We start from the raw sequence: 15780 nt of genomic DNA, 5'->3' as shown, positions 1-15780 counted from the left end.
TCTCAAACTCACTACAGAATCAATGGCATTGGGGTTGGCTGACGGAATGGGTGACGCGATGGGAGACAGCACGGTGGTCACGACCCCGTACGGGGCCTGGCGGTCCCCGATCGACGCCGCGCTCGCCGCCTCCCACGACGGCCACCCTGAGTATGTGGGCACCGTCGGCGACGAGGTGTGGTGGACCGCGCCGCGCCCGGACGAGGGCGGCCGCCGCACGCTGATGCGGCGCCGGCCCGGCGGCGCGGAGATCAGCGCGCTGCCCGCGCCGTGGAACGTACGCAGCCGGGTCATGGAGTACGGCGGCCTGCCGTGGGCCGCCGTGCCCCGCCCGTCGGGCGGCCCGCTCGTCGTCTTCGCGCACTTCGCCGACCAGCGGCTGTACGTGTACGAGCCGGACGACCCGGCGGGCGCCCCGCCGCGTCCGCTGACCCCGGTGTCGGACCTCGGCGGCGGGCTGCGCTGGGCGGACCTGCGGCTCCACGCCGACCGGGGCGAAGTGTGGGGGGTGCTGGAGGAGTTCACCGGCGAGGGGCCGACCGACGTGCGCCGCGTGATCGCCGCCGTGCCGCTGGACGGCTCGGCCGCCGAGGACCGCGCGGCGGTACGCGAGCTCTCCGACGACCGCCACCGCTTCGTCACCGGGCCCCAGCTCTCCCCGGACGGGCGGCGGGTGGCCTGGATCGCCTGGGACCACCCGCGGATGCCGTGGGACGGCACGGTCGTGATGGTGGCCGAGGTGGCGGAGGACGGCAGGTTCGCGGGAGCCCGCGCGGTGCTGGGCGGGCCGGGCGAGTCGGTCGCCCAGGCCGAGTGGGGCACCGACGGCACGCTGCTCGCGGCCACCGACCGCACGGGCTGGTGGAATCTGCACCAGCTCGACCCGGAGGAGGCATGCGCCGACACGGCCTTTGGGGCCGGAGGCGGCGCGCCCCTCGCCGAGGGCGGAGTCGCGAGCCCGGCGGGCGACGCGGGCGGCCGTCCCGAAGCCGGCGCGGCGCCCGGCGCCGGCGCGGCTGGGTGTGCCGGCGCGGCTGGGGGTGCCGACGTCGTTCGGGGTGCTGGCGCGGCTGCGGGCGCCGGGGTGGTTGCTGGCGACCCCGACGCCGACGCCGCTCCGGGTGCCGGCGCCGCAGCCGGGGCGGGACGGCCGGTCGCGCTCTGCCCCCGCCAGGAGGAGTTCGGCGGGCCTATGTGGAAGCTCGGCCTGCGCTGGTTCGCGCCGCTGCCCGGTGGGCTGGTCGCCGTCGTGCACGGCCGGGGCGCCGCTCGCCTCGGCATCCTCGATCCGCGCACCCGCGAGCTGGCCGACGTGCCGGGGCCGTGGACCGAGTGGGACGCGACGCTCGCCGTGGCCGGTAGCCGGGTGGTCGGCGTGGCCGCGAGCCCGCACAGCTCGTACGAGGTGGTGGAGCTGGACACCCGCACCGGCCACGCCCGGGTCATCGGCGCGGCGCACACCGACCCCGTCGACCCGGCCTACTACCCGCGGCCGGTGGAGCGCACCTTCACCGGGCCGGGCGGGCGGGACGTCCACGCGCACATCTATCCGCCGCACAACCCCGACCACACCGCGCCGGACGGCGAGCTGCCGCCGTATGTGGTGTGGGCGCACGGCGGTCCGACCGACCGTGCCCCGCTCGTACTCGACCTGCAGATCGCGTACTTCACCTCGCGCGGCATCGGCGTCGCCGAGGTCAACTACGGCGGCTCGACGGGCTACGGCCGCGCGTACCGGGACCGGCTGCGCGAGCAGTGGGGCGTGGTGGACGTCGAGGACTGTGCGGCCGTCGCCGAGGCGCTGGCCGAGGAGGGCAGCGCCGACCGGGCCCGGCTCGCCATCCGGGGCGGCAGCGCGGGCGGCTGGACCGCGGCCGCCTCCCTCACCGCCACCGGGCTGTACGCGTGCGCCACGGTCAAATACCCGGTCCTCGACCTCACGGACTGGACCGACGACGGGACGCACGACTTCGAGTCGCGCTACATGGAGACGATGATCGGGCCCCTCGCAGAGGTCCCCGACCGCTACCGCGACCGCTCGCCGGCGCACCGCGCCGACCGCGTCTTTGCCCCCTTTCTGCTGCTGCAGGGCCTGGACGACCCGGTCTGTCCGCCCGTGCAGTGCGAGCGCTTCCTGGCGGCGGTCGCCGGGCGCGGCGTCCCGCACGCGTATCTCACCTTCGAGGGCGAGGGCCACGGCTTCCGCCGGGCGGACACCATGGTGCGCGCCCTGGAGGCCGAACTGGGTCTGTACGCACGGACGTTCGGCCTGACCCCGCCCGGCGTTCCGGCCCTGGAGCTCACCGGATGAACCGCGTAGCGTGAGCCGCGTGGCGTGATCAGCGGCGCCACGGATCCGCCGTCCGACCCGTCCGATCCTGTTCGACCCGTCCGATCCGTTCGACCCGACCGATCTGGAGGAGCGAGTTGACATCCCTAAGGGCCCCGCGTGTCGTCGGCCGCGATCCGCTGCCCGCCGCCGCGGCCGGCGCGTGGCCGCCGGGCGCGCCCGAGACCTGGCTGCTCAGCGTCTCGCGGTACATCTCGGCCATGGATGAGGGCGCGCCCGGCAAGATCCTCGATGGCGAGGAGCGGGAGCGCGCCGCGAGGTTTGTGCGGACGGAGGACCAGCAGCGGTACACGGCGGCGCACTTGGGCCTGCGGGAACTGCTCGGCGCCTATCTGGACCTGGAGCCCGCGGCGGTGCCGTTCACCCGGGAGGACTGCCCAGGCTGCGGCGGGCCCCACGGCCGCCCCGCCGTCGTCGGCACGCCGCTGCACTTCAACATGTCGCACGCCGGCGACCTGGTGCTGTTCGCCTTCGCGGGCTCGCCGATCGGCGCCGATGTGGAGAAGGTGCAGCCCGCGTCCGTCGTGGCCCAGGTCGCCCAGAGCCTGCACCCCACCGAGCGCGCCGAGTTGACCGCGCTCGCCGAGGCGGACCGCCCCGCCGCCTTCGCGCGCTGCTGGACGCGCAAGGAGGCGTATCTCAAGGGCATCGGCACGGGCCTGTCCCAGGACCCGGCCATCGCTTACGTCGGCACGGGTGAGCGGCCGGTGCCGGTCGGCCCCTGGACGCTGACCGACCTTCCGGCCGACCACCTCGCCACGGCCGCCGCCGACTCCGGCTCTGCCGATGGACCTGGGTACGCGGCGGCGTACGCGCTGCTGGAGAAGGCTTCCTAGTGCCGCGTCAGTCAAGGTTTGCCCGGTAGCGAGGCGTCCTGGTGCGTGCGATCGCAAGGCGGCCGGAAGCCCTCGTAGTGGGCCTACTCGGGCTTTCGGCCAACGCGGCGAGCGTTCGTGCCAGGGCGGCGAGCGGGGCAAACCTTGGCTGATGCGGCACTAGGGTTCGCCGGACGGGCAGCGGCACGACCGGCTTAGGATGTGCGGATGCCCGACACGCCGTACGTCGCCGTGGGACCCCGCGTGGCCATCCGCCATATCGAGCGGACCGACCGCGCGGAGTTCACCCGGCTGGCCCGCACCAGCGCCGCCCTCCACCACCCGTGGCTGACCGCGCCCTCCACCGACGAGGCCTTCGACACCTTCATGACGAAGCTGGAGCGGGACGACCACGAGGGGTTCCTGGTCTGCCTGCCGGAGACGGGCGCGATCGCCGGCTTCATCAACATCAACAGCATCATCCGCGGCGCCTTCCAGGGCGCCTCCATCGGCTACGGGGCCTTCGCGCCCCACGCCGGGCACGGCTATGTCTCCGAAGGGCTCGGGCTCGTGCTGGGCTATGCCTTCGGGCCGCTCGCGCTGCACCGCATCGAGGTCAACATCCAACCCGGCAACGAGGGGTCGCTGGCGCTGGTGAAGCGGTACGGCTTCCGGCTCGAGGGCTACTCGCCCGGGTACCTCCACATCAACGGCGCGTGGCGCGACCACGAGCGCTACGCCATCACCAGCGACATGTTCGAAGCGCAGGGCGCACAGGGCTGACACCTCTGTTCAGCTGACGCTCTGTTCAGGTCGACCGCGCCGTTGTTCCATGGTCAACGGACGGTCGCCGCAGCCGGGGGCGACCCAAGGCAGTCGGAGTGAGGCAGCCCGTGGCCACGAGCCTGCGACGTACCACCCTGACCCTTCCCACCGCCCCGCTCGGGCCCGAGAACCCCCTGCCCGCGCTGCGGCTCCCGCGCGAGGCGCACCGCATCGACGAGCCCACGCGCGCCACACTGCCCGCCGACATGGCCCGTCAGGCCGCGTACGAGCCGCTGCGCTCGGTGCTGCCGGTGCGGCTGCGCGACGGCTACGGGCGCGGGCGGGCCCCCGCCGGGCTCGACGCACTCGTCCTCGAGAACGACCGGCTGCGGGCCACCGTGCTGCCCGGTCTCGGCGGCCGGGTGCACTCCCTCCACCACAAGCCGACCGGCCGTGAACTCCTCTACCGCAACCCCGTGCTGCAGCCCGCCGACTTCGGCCTGAGCGGCGCCTGGTTCTCCGGCGGCATCGAGTGGAACATCGGCGCCACCGGCCACACCACCCTCGCCTGCGCCCCGCTGCACGCCGCCCGCGTCCCCGCGCCCGACGGCGGCGACATGGTGCGGCTGTGGGAGTGGGAGCGGCTGCGCGACCTGCCCTTCCAGGTCGACCTGTGGCTGCCGCGGGACTCCGACTTCCTGTATGTGGGGGTACGCATCCGCAACCCGCACCACCAGCCCGCGCCCGTCTACTGGTGGTCCAACATCGCCGTGCCGGAGCGGGAGGGCACCCGCGTCCTCGCCCCCGCCGACACCGCCTGGCACTTCGGCTACAGCCGCACCCTGCGCCACGTCCCCGTTCCCGCGTGGGACGGCGCCGACCGTACGTACCCGCTGGGCGGCACCTACCCCGCCGACTACTTCTACGACCTGCCTGAGGAAACGCGCCCCTGGATCGCCTCGCTCGACGGGGAGGGCCACGGCCTCGTCCAGACCTCCACCGACCTGCTGCGCGGCCGCAAGCTCTTCCTGTGGGGCGCCGGGCCGGGCGGCCGGCGCTGGCAGCAGTGGCTGACCGAGCCCGGCACCCCGGGCTACGCCGAGATCCAGGCCGGGCTCGCCCGCACCCAGCTGGAGCACGTCCGGCTGGAGGCGGGGGAGGAGTTCGCCTGGCTGGAGGCGTACGGGCCGCTCTCCGCCGACCCGGCGGCGGTCCACGGAGCTGACTGGGCGGCGGCCCGGCGGGAGGTCGAGGCCCGGCTGGAGTTTGCCGCGCCGCGCGCCGCCGTGGCGACGGCCTACGCCGCCTGGCGCCCGTACGCCGACGCCGAGCCCGGGGAGCGGCTGGCCACCGGCTCAGGCTGGGGCGCGCTGGAGGTGGAGCGCGGCGGCTACCGGCTGCCCGGCACCCCCTTCGACCCGGACACGCTGGGCGAGCCCCAGGAGCCGTGGCGCCGCCTGCTGCGCACCGGAGCGTTTCCGGCCTGGGCGGCGGGCGAGCCCCTGACCGACCCCGGCTGCTCGCTCGTCTCCCCGGCCTGGCGCGACCTCCTGGAGTCGGCGCCCTCCACGGCCGCCGCCGAATACCACCTGGGCGTGGCCCAGTGGCACGCGGGCGACCGCGCCCAGGCCACCCGCAGCTGGGAGCGGTCGCTGCGGTGCACGGAGACGCCGTGGGCGCTGCGCTGTCTGGCCGTCGCCGACACCGCCGCCGGCCATCCGGCGCGTGCTGCGGATCGGCTGCTGCGGGCGATGGACCTGATCCTCGCGGAGGGCCGGGAGCGGGGCCGGGACCGGGACGTGGCCTCGGGCCCGAACCTGGCGTCGGCCCCGGCCCCGGCCCCGGGCCTGGACCGGGACCCGGTCCTGGCCTCGGCCTCGGGCCCGGCGTCGGCCTCGCTGTCCGGCCGGACCAACGGCGGGCGGCCGGCGCGGGGCCCGGCCGCGGTGGTCGGATCGGACGAGCGTGCGCAGGCCCCGGAGTTCGCGGGGGCTCTGGACGTACCGGGCGCGGGGGTGTCGCCGGACCTCCCAGTGTCGGCGGGGGAGAGCGGGGGCGGGGGCGCCGCCCCCGTCCCGCCGGCCGGGTTCGCGTATCCGGCCGCGACGGAGGCGGCCGAGGCCGCGCTCGGCCGCGAGGCGGTGGCCGCGCTGCTCGCCGTGGGGCGCGCCGAGGACGCGCGGGCGGTGCTCGACGCGCTGCGCCCCGCCGTCCGCGAGCGGGGCCGCTTCCGGTTGCTCATGGCCCAGGTGCTGCTGGCCCAGGGCGATGCCGCGGCCGCTCGGGTGATCTTCGACGAGGGCTTCGAGGTGGCGGATCTGCGCGAGGGCGACGAGACGCTCAGCGACACCTGGTACGCGATCGCGGAGCGGATCGTCGCGGGCGACGGGGGCTCGGCGGCCGACGATGTACGGGAGCGGGCGCGCGCCGAGCACCCGCTCCCGGAGCGGTACGAGTTCCGGATGAGGCCCGCGTAACGGCGGCCCTCAGGCCGCCTGTCCCTGGTTGCGGTCGACGTACTCGAAGACCGAGCCGTCGGGGTGACGGGCCACCAGGTTGCGGCCGATCGGGGTGGGCAGCGGACCGGCGATGATCTCCGCGCCCACCGCCTTCAGGTCGGCCACCGCCTCGTCCACGTCCGTCACCGCGAGCGTCGCCGTGACCTTGCGGAGGATGGACAACTCCGCCTCGGGACCGCTCATCAGGAAGAAGCAGCCGACGGCCGCCACCGCGACGCCCCCGCGCTGGAAGCGGAGCGCCTCGGCGCCGGTCAGCCGTTCGTACACGGCGATCGCCGCGTCCAGATCCTTGACGCACACCCGTAGCGAAGTCCCGAGAATGTTCATGCGGGCGAGCCTAGTTGACGAGGCAGTCAGACGCGGCAGATGAGTTCACCGTGCAGGACGGTGAACCAGCCGTCCTCCCGCTCGCCCCACTCCCGCCACGCGTCCGCGATCCGCCGCAGCTCGTGCTCGGTGGTGTGGCCGCCCTCCACCGCCAGCCGGGCGTACGACGAGGCGACCGTACGGTCGGCCCACAGGCCGCTCCACCAGGCCCGCTCCTCGGCCGTGGCGTAACACCACGTCCCGGCGGTCGCGGTGATGTCGGCGAAGCCCGCCTGGCGGGCCCAGGACAGCAGCCTGCGGCCGGCGTCCGGCTCGCCGCCGTTGCCGCGGGCCACCCGCTGGTACAGGGCCGCCCAGTCGTCCAGGCCGGGGACGGCCGGGTACCAGGTCATGGCGGAGTAGTCGGAGTCGCGCACCGCCACCAGGCCGCCCGGCTTGCACACCCGGCGCATCTCGCGCAGCGCGGCCACCGGGTCGCCGAGGTGCTGCAGCACCTGATGGGCGTGGACGACGCAGAACGAGTCGTCGGGGTAGTCCAGGTCGTGGACATCGCCGACCGCGAAGTGGGCATTGGACACTCCGCGCTCCGCGGCCGCCGACCGGGCCTGCTCCAGGACGGCGGGCGCGGCGTCCACCCCGATGACCTCGCCCTGGGGGACCAGCTCGGCCAGGTCGGCGGTGATGGTGCCGGGGCCGCAGCCGATGTCCAGGATCCGCATATGCGGCTTGAGCAGGCCGGTCAGATACGCGGCCGAGTTGGCCGCGGTGCGCCACGTGTGCGAGCGCAGCACCGACTCGTGATGTCCGTGCGTGTAGACGGCGGTGGCGGCGTTCTCGGGCATGGCTCGGCTCCCCTTCGAGACGACCTGATGGGCTTTCGCCACCGTACGCCACCATCTCACATCGCGAGAGTGGCGTCTCATCATCCGATCAGGGTGTCGCGGAGGGGAGTGTGCGGGTCGCGCGGTTCAGTGGGGGGACGGGCCCGGCCAGTTGTCCGGGGCGGCGCGACTGATGTCCGCGAGCGCCGAGCCGGGATCGCGCTCCTGTGCCAGATCCCCGAGGCTCACCATGCCCAGCGGGCGCCCGTCCGCCACGACCGGAAGCCGCCGCACCGCGTGTCGGCGCATCAGCGCGGCCGCCTCCCTGACGTCCTCCTCCGGGCCCACCGTGATCGGGCCCAAAGTGCACACCGCCTGGCAACTCACCGTCAGTGGGTCGGCCGCGTCGGCCACCGCGCGCACCGTGATGTCGCGATCGGTGAGCACGCCGAGCACATCTCCGTCCGTGGCCACGATCACATCGCCGATGTCCTGAGCACGCATCAACTGGGCCGCTTCGACCAGTGAGGCGTCGGGACGCACCGTTGTGACGGTCGGCGTCATGACGTCCTTCACCTGCTGTGCCATGTCAGCTCGCCTTCTCTTCTCGCCTTCTTTTCGGTGGGTGCTGCCGCAGTACCCCACGGCGCGCCGGCCATGCACCGGTCGCTACGCGCGCGGGCGCAGACCGAGCCCGCCGACGACCTCCTGCACCGTGCGGTACGTATGGTCCTCGGGCAGCCGGGCCACCAGTTCGAGCAGCCGGTCCGGCGCGTGCGCCTCGTGCAGGGCATGCAGCAGGGCCCCGCGTTTGGCCGGGAACGGCGTGCGCCCCACATGCCGGGCCAGTTCAAAGCGCAGTGCCTCGGCCTCGCCGCCCGCACCGCGCGGCGGCACCGGCCCGGTGGCGACCTCGGGGTCGTCGTCGGCGCCCGGCTCCGGGTCGTTCCACTCCATGGCCCGGGTGGGGTGGCCCGAGCGGATCAGGCCCTGCAGCTCGTGCTTCATCTCGTCGTCCTTGTGGACGCTCAGCCGATTGCTGCCTCGTTGCATGTTTCTCGTCCTCACCTTCGCGGTTCACGGCTCGGCCGGATCTCCCCCGTAGGGCCAGCGCAGCAGCGCCCCGAGCCCGCCGACCGGCAGGGCGTCCGGGGCGTCGGGCGCGGCGCGCACGGCGACCACCTCGGCCCCGGTGGTGGCCGCGGAGCGGATCAGGGCGTCGTCCGCGCGGGCCGCCGAGGGCCGGGTGTCGCCCAGGTACTGGATGTCGGTGCGGCGCAGCGCCACCTGGTCGGGGCCGGCGCCCACCCACACCTCGCGGTAGAGATCGGCGCCGTCGGTCCGCACCAGCAGGGTGTCGATGCGGTGCTCGCGTGCCGCGTCGACGAGCGCGGGCACGCCCTCGGCCGCGTCCACCCGCCCGTCGGCGGGCACGCGGCCCGCCCGGAACCGCTCGACCGCCTCGTCGACGTGGTTCCGCGTGTGCCGGGCGCGCGCCTCGTCCACATCGCGGTCCAGCAGCCGGGCGGCATGGGTGCCACGCGGGGCCGAGCCGGGGGCCCGGCCGCCGTGGTCGGTCTCGACGGCCGCGGAGCGCAGCCGCTCCGGCAGCCGGTCGTGCACGGCCCGCCGCTCCCGCGCGTCGCCGACCAGGACCAGCAGGTCGGCGCGGGTCTGCTCCTGGCAGACGCGCAGCTCGTCGGCGATCCGGGCGGCGTTGCGCTCCCAGGTGTTCTCGACCTTGAGCTGGAAGTGGCGTTCGGACCAGTCGGCGGTGGCGGTGCGGTGCACCGGCCACTGCTGCCCGTTCAGCCGCCCGGCGGGGGTGGCGCCCCGCGCGCCGCGCAGCTCGAAGTCGGCGCCCCTGCGGTCGATGTACGCCACCAGGCAGGACGGGTCGTCTCCGCCGAGGTCCAGCAGCGGCCCCACGTGCGGCAGCGCCGACCAGCACGCGTGTGCTCCGCCCGGGGGAGTGGTCAGGGGCGGGTCCAGCACCACCTCGCCATCGGTGGCGAAGACGGCCCGGCCCACCGGCTCCGCCGCGGGTGGCAGCGCGCACAGCGCGTCGTACACCGCGCGGTAGGTGTCCTGGTCGGCGCCCTGCCGCTCCAGCCGGCGGCAGGCGTCGCGGGCGGAGCGCTCCCGCTCCTCGGCCGAGGACTGGTCGTGGTGCGAGGTGTCGAAGTAGACGGTGGCCCAGGGACCTGGGCGTTCGAAGAGCGGATTGAGGAATCCGAGTTGCATGTGTTCCCTCCCGGGCGGTCCCGGTTTCGCGTCCTCCCCGCGTACCCGTCGCGCGGCCATCGACACGAGGTACGAGGGGGGTTTGACGATGCCGAAGGTGGGGACCCGAGCGTCGGCCGAGCGGCCATTGGGAGTGAGGAACGGCACCGGGTGCGGGAAATTCAGGGGCCCGTGCCCGATGCCGTGTCCGGATGACCCGCGAGCGGGTCAGGAGAGCCAGTCGGCGTAGCGGGTGGGGGCGAGGTGGGCACCCTTGTCGGTGAGGACGTCACCCTTGACGGCGGCGAACATGCCGGCGGTGGGGTCGGTGACCACGGTACGGCTGTCGCCCTTGCGGGACAGGATGAACCGGCCCAGCTCGTCCAGGGAGAAGACCTCGGGGCCGCCGATGTTGCGGATGCCGTTCAGCGGGGTGCCCGCGGCGACTTCCGCCACCGCGCCGGCCACGTCCTTGGCGGCGATCGGCTGGATCGGCGTGGCGGGCAGCCGGACGGTGTCGCTGTCGGCGGTCCAGGACAGGACGGCGTCCATGAACTCCATGAACTGCGTCGCGCGGACGATCGAGTAGGGGATCGGTCCGGCGGCGAGGATCTCCTCCTGGAGCGCCTTGGCCCGGTAGTAGTCCAGCTCGGGTACCTGGTCCACGCCGACGATCGACAGAATGACGAAGTGGCCGACGCCCCCCTTCTGGGTCGCGGCCAGGAGGTTGCCCATCGAGGTCTCGAAGAAGGCCAGGGAGGCTTCGTCGAAGGTCGGGGAGTTCGTCAGGTTGACGACGACGTCGGCTCCCGCCACCGCCTCGTCCAGTCCCTGGCCGGTGATGATGTCGACTCCGGCGGACTGCGAGTGCGGTACCGCCTCGTGTCCGGCGGCGTTCAGGTTCTCGACGACCTGCGACCCGATCAGCCCGGTGCCGCCGATGACTGCGAACTTCATGACATGCCTTTCGTCGGGATCGTTTATTGCCGTTACACGACTACTGACCGGACAGCCCGGCGACGTGTGACACCGATGTGAGCCAGGGGCGCGGCGGAGTTGCAGTATTAGGCCCGCGGGGCATGGGTACCCGCCGTATATGACCGATAAGCCGAATTACTCCGGGGCGGGGGATCGTATACCCGGCCCTTCGACCGGGGACCTCTCCGAGCCCATGGCCCGTGCCATCCGCGAGCAGGTCCGGGAAGAGCTGCAGGTCGTCCGCGACGAGCTGGGCGCCGAGCTGCGCGAGCAGTCCCGGCGGCGCACCGTGCGGCTGTACGGCGGCGCGGCCGCGGCGGCCCTGTACGGAGGTGGCGCGCTGGCCGCCTGCCTGGTGCTGCTGTTCGGGCTGGCGATGCCCGTGTGGATCGCCGCGCTGATCGTCGGAGTGCTGCTGATGCTGGTCGCCGCCGCGCTCAAGAACTCCGCGGGGGAGCACCACGGCGCGGCCCATCACGGACGGAGGCCGCACTTCCCGAGGCCGCACCACGGGGCCCGGTGAGCCGGCGTGGCCGGCACGCGAAAGCCGCTGAGAGCGGGGGTGCACCGGCGGCCCAAGGTCGTCGTGGTGACCGGTGCCAGCGCCGGCGTCGGGCGGGCCACGGCCCGCGCCTTCGCCGACCGCGGTGACCGGGTGGCCCTGCTGGCCAGAGGCGGCACCGGGCTCGCAGCCACCGCCGAGGACGTGGTACGGCGCGGCGGAGAGGCGCTGGTCGTGCCGGTGGACACCGCCGACCACAAGGCGGTGGACGAGGCCGCGGCGCAGGTCGAGGAGGAGTTCGGGCCCATCGACATCTGGGTGAACAACGCCTTCACGACGGTGTTCGCGCCCTTCACCGAGGTGGGCCCGGAGGAGTTCCGGCGGATCACCGAGGTCTGCTATCTGGGCTTTGTGAACGGCACCCGCGCCGCCCTGCGCCATATGCTGCCCCGCGACCGCGGCGCCATCGTCCAGGTCGGGTCCGCGCTCGCCTACCGCGGGATCCCGCTGCAGTCCGCCTACTGCGGCGCCAAACACGCCATCCAGGGCTGGAACGAGTCCGTGCGCTGTGAGCTGCTGCACCGCCGCAGCCGGGTGCGGGTGACGATGGTGCAGCTCCCGGCCGTCAACACGCCGCAGTTCGACTGGGGGCTGACCCGCCTGCCGCGCAAGGCCCAGCCCGTGCCGCCCATCTACCAGCCCGAGGTCGCCGCCCGCACCGTGCGGTACGCGGCCGACCACCCGCGCCGCCGGGAGCACTGGGTCGGCGGCAGCACTGTCGCCACCCTGCTGGCCAACGCCGTCGTCCCCGGCCTGCTGGACCGCTATCTGGCCCGCACCGGCTTCGACGCCCAGGAGCGCCCCGAACCCGCCGACCCGGACGCCCCGGGCAACCTGTGGCGGCCCGCGGACGGCTCCGAGGGCCGCGACTTCGGCGCGCACGGCAGCTTCGACGGCCGGACGGCGCGCCACGTGATGCAGCCCTGGCTCGCCCGCCACCGCCCCGGCCTTGTCCTGACCGCTGCCGCGGTGGCCGCCGGGGCCTGCGGCGCGGTCGCCGCCGCCCGTCTGTGCGAGGGGAAGGGACGACGCCATGGCTGACAATCCGCTGCTCGCCAGGCACGGCGAGGCGCTGGACCTCTTCACCGAACGGGTGCACGCCATCCGGCCGGACCAGTGGGACGACCCGACGCCGTGCACCGAGTGGACCGTACGCGACCTGGTCAACCATCTGGCGGTCGAGCAGATGTGGGTGCCGCCGCTGGTACGGGACGGCGAGACGATCGCCGAGCAGGGCGACAGTTTCGACGGCGACCTGCTGGGCGAGGACCCCGTCGCCGCCTGGGAGGAGGCGGCCGCCGCGGCCCGCGAGGCGTTCACCGCCCCAGGGGCCCTGGAGCGGACGGTCGGCCTCTCCTTCGGCGAGACCCCCGCCGCGGAGTACTGTGCGGAGACGACGATCGACGCCGCGGTCCACGCGTGGGACCTGGCCCGGGCCATCGGGGCGGACGAGCGGATCCCGAAGGCGCTGGTCGACTTCTCGGTGCGGGCGGTGGCGCCGTACGCGGCGGACCTGGAAAAGAGTGGGATGTTCGCCGCCGCCATCGAGCCCCCGCAGGGGGCCGACGCGCAGACCAGGCTGCTCGCCCTCCTCGGCCGCGAGGCCTGAACAAAAACACGGGCACCGCGCGTGAGGCGCGGTGCCCGTATTCGTTTGTTCATATGGCTAGCAGCGCAGCGGGGGGCGGTCCCAGTGCCGGTGTGCGGCGATGGCCTCGGTGAAGGCCTGGGTGAACTCCTCGCTCGCCGTCCCGGTCGTGGCGTCCGTGACCACGCCCCGGTCCGCGCACACATGCCCATGGCCCGAGGCGATGTGCAGTGCCTCCGGCTCCAGCGCGGACAGGATGCCCACGCCCGAGCCCAGCGCCGCGATCGCCTTGCCGTGCCGGTAGGCGTCCCGGACGAACCGCATCGCCGTCTCATCCGACCGCAGGTCCGGGGTGCCGGTCGGTCCGCCGGGCAGCAGCACCGCGTCGTAGAGCACCGAGGCGACCGTCGGCAGCGCCCGGTCCACCGCATAGCCGTTTCCGTCGCTGCCGAGCACCTTCCCGTCGTGCGCGGCCAGGGCCTCGACGACCGCGCCCTGGGCGCTCAGCGCCTCCTGGGCCTGGGTGAGCTGGTCGGTGTCCACGCCGTCGGACACCAGCACCGCGATCTGGCGGGTGCGGATGGAGCCGTTGCCACGCAGGTTGGCAAGGCTCAGCGCGGGGGAGGCCACGGGCTTGTGCTCGGTGTTCGCCGGGGCGGGCGGCGCCACCCCGATGCCCTCGGCCACGGCCGTCGCCAGGCCCGGGTCGATGTGCGCCAGCTCGCCGACCGTACGCTCGCGCACCTGCACCGCGCCGACCTTGCCCAGCTCGAAGCGGAACGCGTCGACGATGTGCCGCCGCTCCCAGTCGCTCATGCTGTTCCAGAACAGCGCCGCCTGGCTGTAGAAGTCCTTGAAGCTCTCGCTGCGCTTGCGGATCTTGGCGCCGTCGACGCGCTCGGCGTAGTGGGAGAACGCGTACCCGTCCACGCCGGCGAGGGCCGGGCAGCCGCCGCCCAGCGAGTTCGGGGAGTAGTTCGTCCCGGTGTGGATCGCGCCCTGGTGGTACCCGTCGCGCTGGTTGGTGCGGACCGGCGCCACCGGCTGGTTCACCGGGAGCTGCGCGAAGTTGGGCCCGCCCAGCCGGATCAGCTGGGTGTCCAGATACGAGAAGTTGCGGGCCTGCAGCAGCGGGTCGTTGGTGAAGTCGATGCCGGGCACCACATTGCCCGTGTGGAAGGCCACCTGCTCGGTCTCCGCGAAGAAGTTGTCCGGGTTGCGGTTCAGCACCATCCGGCCGATGGGCCGGACCGGCACCTGCTCCTCCGGAATGATCTTCGTGGCGTCGAGCAGATCGAAGTCGAAGGTGAACTCGTCCTCCTCCGGGACCAGCTGAACCCCCAGCTCGTACTCCGGGTACTCGCCCGACTCGATCGCCTGCCACAGGTCGCGCCGGTTGAAGTCCGGGTCCCGGCCCTGGCACTCCTGCGCCTCGTCCCACACCAGCGAGTGCACCCCGAGCTTGGGCTTCCAGTGGAACTTCACAAAGGTCCCCCGGCCCCGCGCGTCCACGAACCGGAAGGTGTGCACCCCGAACCCCTGCATCATGCGGAAGCTGCGCGGGATGGCCCGGTCGGACATCAGCCACATCATCATGTGCATGGTCTCGGGCTGCAGCGACACGAAGTCCCACAGCGTGTCGTGTGCGGACGCGCCGGTGGGGATCTCGTTGTGCGGCTCGGGCTTGAGCGCGTGCACGAAGTCGGGGAACTTGATGCCGTCCTGGATGAAGAACACCGGCATGTTGTTGCCGACCAGGTCGTAGTTGCCCTCGGAGGTGTAGAACTTCGTGGCGAAGCCGCGCACATCGCGCACCGTGTCCGCCGAGCCGCGCGGCCCCTGCACCGTCGAGAACCGCACGAACACCGGAGTGCGCACGGACGGGTCCTGGAGGAAGGCGGCCCGGGTGAACTCGGCACAGGACTCGTACGGTTCGAAGTACCCGTACGCGCCCGCGCCGCGCGCGTGCACCACCCGCTCCGGGATCCGCTCGTGGTCGAAGCGCATCAGCTTCTCACGGAAGTGGAAGTCCTCCATCAGCGTCGGGCCGCGCTCGCCCACGGTGAGCGAGTCGTCGGTGTGGTCGACCGCCACCCCCTGGTCCGTGGTCAGCGGGCCCTCGGCGGGGTCGGCCGCGCGGTACGCCTCACGCTGCCGTTCCTTGCGATCGGTCATCGGGATGCTCCCTTCTTGCCGAGCCCGGCGAACACGTCGAGGAACGCCTCGCAGAACGCCTTGAGATCGTCCGGCTTACGGCTGGTGATCAGGGTGTTGGGGCCGCCCTCGCAGACCTGCACCTGTTCGTCCACCCAGGTGCCGCCCGCGTTGCGGATGTCGGTGCGCAGACTCGGCCAGGAGGTGAGGGTCCGGCCGCGCACCACGTCGGCCTCCACCAGGGTCCAGGGGGCGTGGCAGATCGCGGCGACCGGCTTGCCCGCGTCGAAGAAGCCCTTGGCGAAGGCCACGGCCCTCGCGTTCAGACGCAGCAGATCGGGGTTGGCGACCCCGCCCGGCAGCACCAGACCGTCGTACTCGTCGACCGTCGTGTCGGTGAGGACCTGGTCCACGGCGAAGGTGTCCGCTTTGTCGAGATGGTGGAACGCCTGCACACGGCCCGGCCTCGTGGACACCAGGCGGGGCGTGCCGCCGGCGTTGCGGACCGCCTGCCAGGGGTCGGTGAGCTCCACCTGCTCAACGCCCTCCGGCGCGACGAGAAAGGCGACCTGCATGGTGTTCACGTCCTTTCGGCTCGGTGTTGCGTCGTCGTACGGGCCGGCGCGGGGCCGGCCGTCGTGGGGTCGACCGGGTCGGGAGGCGGGTGCGGCGTGGCCC

At 73.6% G+C, this 15780-nt stretch carries 15 protein-coding genes; 7 read left to right on the top strand and 8 right to left on the bottom strand.

Going from position 1 to position 15780, the window contains the following annotated elements:
* Positions 1-58 precede the first annotated feature (58 nt).
* From PV419_RS24815 to PV419_RS24800, 4 genes are all read left to right on the top strand, one after another.
* Positions 59-2311, top strand: coding sequence for a prolyl oligopeptidase family serine peptidase (locus PV419_RS24815; RefSeq protein WP_319692351.1), 2253 nt, complete (start codon positions 59-61; stop codon positions 2309-2311).
* A 116-nt stretch (positions 2312-2427) separates the two neighbouring features.
* Positions 2428-3186, top strand: coding sequence for a 4'-phosphopantetheinyl transferase family protein (locus PV419_RS24810; protein ID WP_319692350.1), 759 nt, complete (start codon positions 2428-2430; stop codon positions 3184-3186).
* 207 nt (positions 3187-3393) lie between these two features.
* Positions 3394-3948 (top strand): GNAT family protein, encoded by a 555-nt coding sequence (locus PV419_RS24805; protein ID WP_319692348.1) that lies wholly within the window; start codon positions 3394-3396, stop codon positions 3946-3948.
* Positions 3949-4058: 110 nt separating this feature from the next.
* Positions 4059-6407 (top strand): DUF5107 domain-containing protein, encoded by a 2349-nt coding sequence (locus PV419_RS24800; RefSeq protein WP_319692346.1) that lies wholly within the window; start codon positions 4059-4061, stop codon positions 6405-6407.
* 9 nt (positions 6408-6416) lie between these two features.
* Here the strand turns inward: PV419_RS24800 and PV419_RS24795 are convergent, their stop codons facing one another.
* The 6 genes from PV419_RS24795 to PV419_RS24770 form a co-directional block, all read right to left on the bottom strand.
* On the bottom strand, positions 6417-6776 hold the full coding sequence (locus PV419_RS24795) for a VOC family protein (RefSeq protein ID WP_319692345.1): 360 nt from the start codon (positions 6774-6776) through the stop codon (positions 6417-6419).
* Positions 6777-6802: 26 nt separating this feature from the next.
* Positions 6803-7618 carry a class I SAM-dependent methyltransferase gene (locus PV419_RS24790; RefSeq protein WP_319692343.1) on the bottom strand — a complete coding sequence of 272 codons (816 nt, stop codon included), beginning with the start codon at positions 7616-7618 and terminating at the stop codon, positions 6803-6805.
* A gap of 126 nt (positions 7619-7744) precedes the next feature.
* On the bottom strand, positions 7745-8185 hold the full coding sequence (locus tag PV419_RS24785) for a CBS domain-containing protein (RefSeq protein ID WP_319692341.1): 441 nt from the start codon (positions 8183-8185) through the stop codon (positions 7745-7747).
* An 81-nt stretch (positions 8186-8266) separates the two neighbouring features.
* Positions 8267-8650, bottom strand: a complete 384-nt coding sequence (locus tag PV419_RS24780) for a DUF2795 domain-containing protein (protein WP_319692339.1) — start codon at positions 8648-8650, stop codon at positions 8267-8269.
* 24 nt (positions 8651-8674) lie between these two features.
* Positions 8675-9841 carry a Vms1/Ankzf1 family peptidyl-tRNA hydrolase gene (locus PV419_RS24775; RefSeq protein ID WP_319692337.1) on the bottom strand — a complete coding sequence of 389 codons (1167 nt, stop codon included), beginning with the start codon at positions 9839-9841 and terminating at the stop codon, positions 8675-8677.
* Positions 9842-10048: 207 nt separating this feature from the next.
* Positions 10049-10777, bottom strand: coding sequence for an SDR family oxidoreductase (locus PV419_RS24770; protein WP_319692335.1), 729 nt, complete (start codon positions 10775-10777; stop codon positions 10049-10051).
* Between the two features lie 139 nt (positions 10778-10916).
* Between PV419_RS24770 and PV419_RS24765 the strand changes: the two genes are divergently transcribed.
* From PV419_RS24765 to PV419_RS24755, 3 genes are read left to right on the top strand one after another with little or no spacing between them, the layout of a single operon-like run.
* Entirely contained in the window at positions 10917-11321 is a 405-nt protein-coding gene (locus tag PV419_RS24765) for a phage holin family protein (protein ID WP_319692333.1), read from the top strand.
* A 6-nt stretch (positions 11322-11327) separates the two neighbouring features.
* Positions 11328-12401: an SDR family oxidoreductase gene (locus PV419_RS24760; protein ID WP_319692331.1), complete on the top strand. Its 1074-nt coding sequence runs from the start codon at positions 11328-11330 to the stop codon at positions 12399-12401.
* On the top strand, positions 12394-12969 hold the full coding sequence (locus PV419_RS24755; protein ID WP_319692329.1) for a TIGR03086 family metal-binding protein: 576 nt from the start codon (positions 12394-12396) through the stop codon (positions 12967-12969). The genes PV419_RS24760 and PV419_RS24755 overlap by 8 nt, the downstream gene beginning before the upstream one ends.
* Before the next feature lie 57 nt (positions 12970-13026).
* Here PV419_RS24755 and PV419_RS24750 read toward each other — a convergent pair whose 3' ends face one another.
* Together PV419_RS24750 and PV419_RS24745 are read right to left on the bottom strand one after the other, a co-directional pair.
* Entirely contained in the window at positions 13027-15123 is a 2097-nt protein-coding gene (locus PV419_RS24750) for a catalase (protein ID WP_319692327.1), read from the bottom strand.
* A complete protein-coding gene (locus PV419_RS24745) occupies positions 15120-15677 on the bottom strand; it encodes a type 1 glutamine amidotransferase domain-containing protein (RefSeq protein WP_319692561.1) in 558 nt (185 codons plus the stop codon). The genes PV419_RS24750 and PV419_RS24745 overlap by 4 nt, the downstream gene beginning before the upstream one ends.
* Between the last annotated feature and the right edge of the window lie 103 nt (positions 15678-15780).

It is taken from the genome of Streptomyces sp. ME19-01-6 (assembly GCF_033793745.1).
Classification (GTDB): Bacteria; Actinomycetota; Actinomycetes; order Streptomycetales; family Streptomycetaceae; genus Streptomyces.
This window is presented reverse-complemented; position numbering and strand designations above follow the sequence as displayed.

What these genes read in the sequence shown, in the direction of transcription:
- PV419_RS24795 (WP_319692345.1), bottom strand. Translation starts at nt 6,776, where the DNA reads ATGAACATTCTCGGGACTTCGCTACGGGTGTGCGTCAAGGATCTGGAC.
- PV419_RS24770 (WP_319692335.1), bottom strand. Translation starts at nt 10,777, where the DNA reads ATGAAGTTCGCAGTCATCGGCGGCACCGGGCTGATCGGGTCGCAGGTC.
- PV419_RS24785 (WP_319692341.1), bottom strand. Translation starts at nt 8,185, where the DNA reads ATGGCACAGCAGGTGAAGGACGTCATGACGCCGACCGTCACAACGGTG.
- PV419_RS24765 (WP_319692333.1), top strand. Translation starts at nt 10,917, where the DNA reads ATGACCGATAAGCCGAATTACTCCGGGGCGGGGGATCGTATACCCGGC.
- PV419_RS24805 (WP_319692348.1), top strand. Translation starts at nt 3,394, where the DNA reads ATGCCCGACACGCCGTACGTCGCCGTGGGACCCCGCGTGGCCATCCGC.
- PV419_RS24745 (WP_319692561.1), bottom strand. Translation starts at nt 15,677, where the DNA reads ATGCAGGTCGCCTTTCTCGTCGCGCCGGAGGGCGTTGAGCAGGTGGAG.
- PV419_RS24780 (WP_319692339.1), bottom strand. Translation starts at nt 8,650, where the DNA reads ATGCAACGAGGCAGCAATCGGCTGAGCGTCCACAAGGACGACGAGATG.
- PV419_RS24815 (WP_319692351.1), top strand. Translation starts at nt 59, where the DNA reads ATGGGAGACAGCACGGTGGTCACGACCCCGTACGGGGCCTGGCGGTCC.
- PV419_RS24750 (WP_319692327.1), bottom strand. Translation starts at nt 15,123, where the DNA reads ATGACCGATCGCAAGGAACGGCAGCGTGAGGCGTACCGCGCGGCCGAC.
- PV419_RS24775 (WP_319692337.1), bottom strand. Translation starts at nt 9,841, where the DNA reads ATGCAACTCGGATTCCTCAATCCGCTCTTCGAACGCCCAGGTCCCTGG.
- PV419_RS24790 (WP_319692343.1), bottom strand. Translation starts at nt 7,618, where the DNA reads ATGCCCGAGAACGCCGCCACCGCCGTCTACACGCACGGACATCACGAG.
- PV419_RS24755 (WP_319692329.1), top strand. Translation starts at nt 12,394, where the DNA reads ATGGCTGACAATCCGCTGCTCGCCAGGCACGGCGAGGCGCTGGACCTC.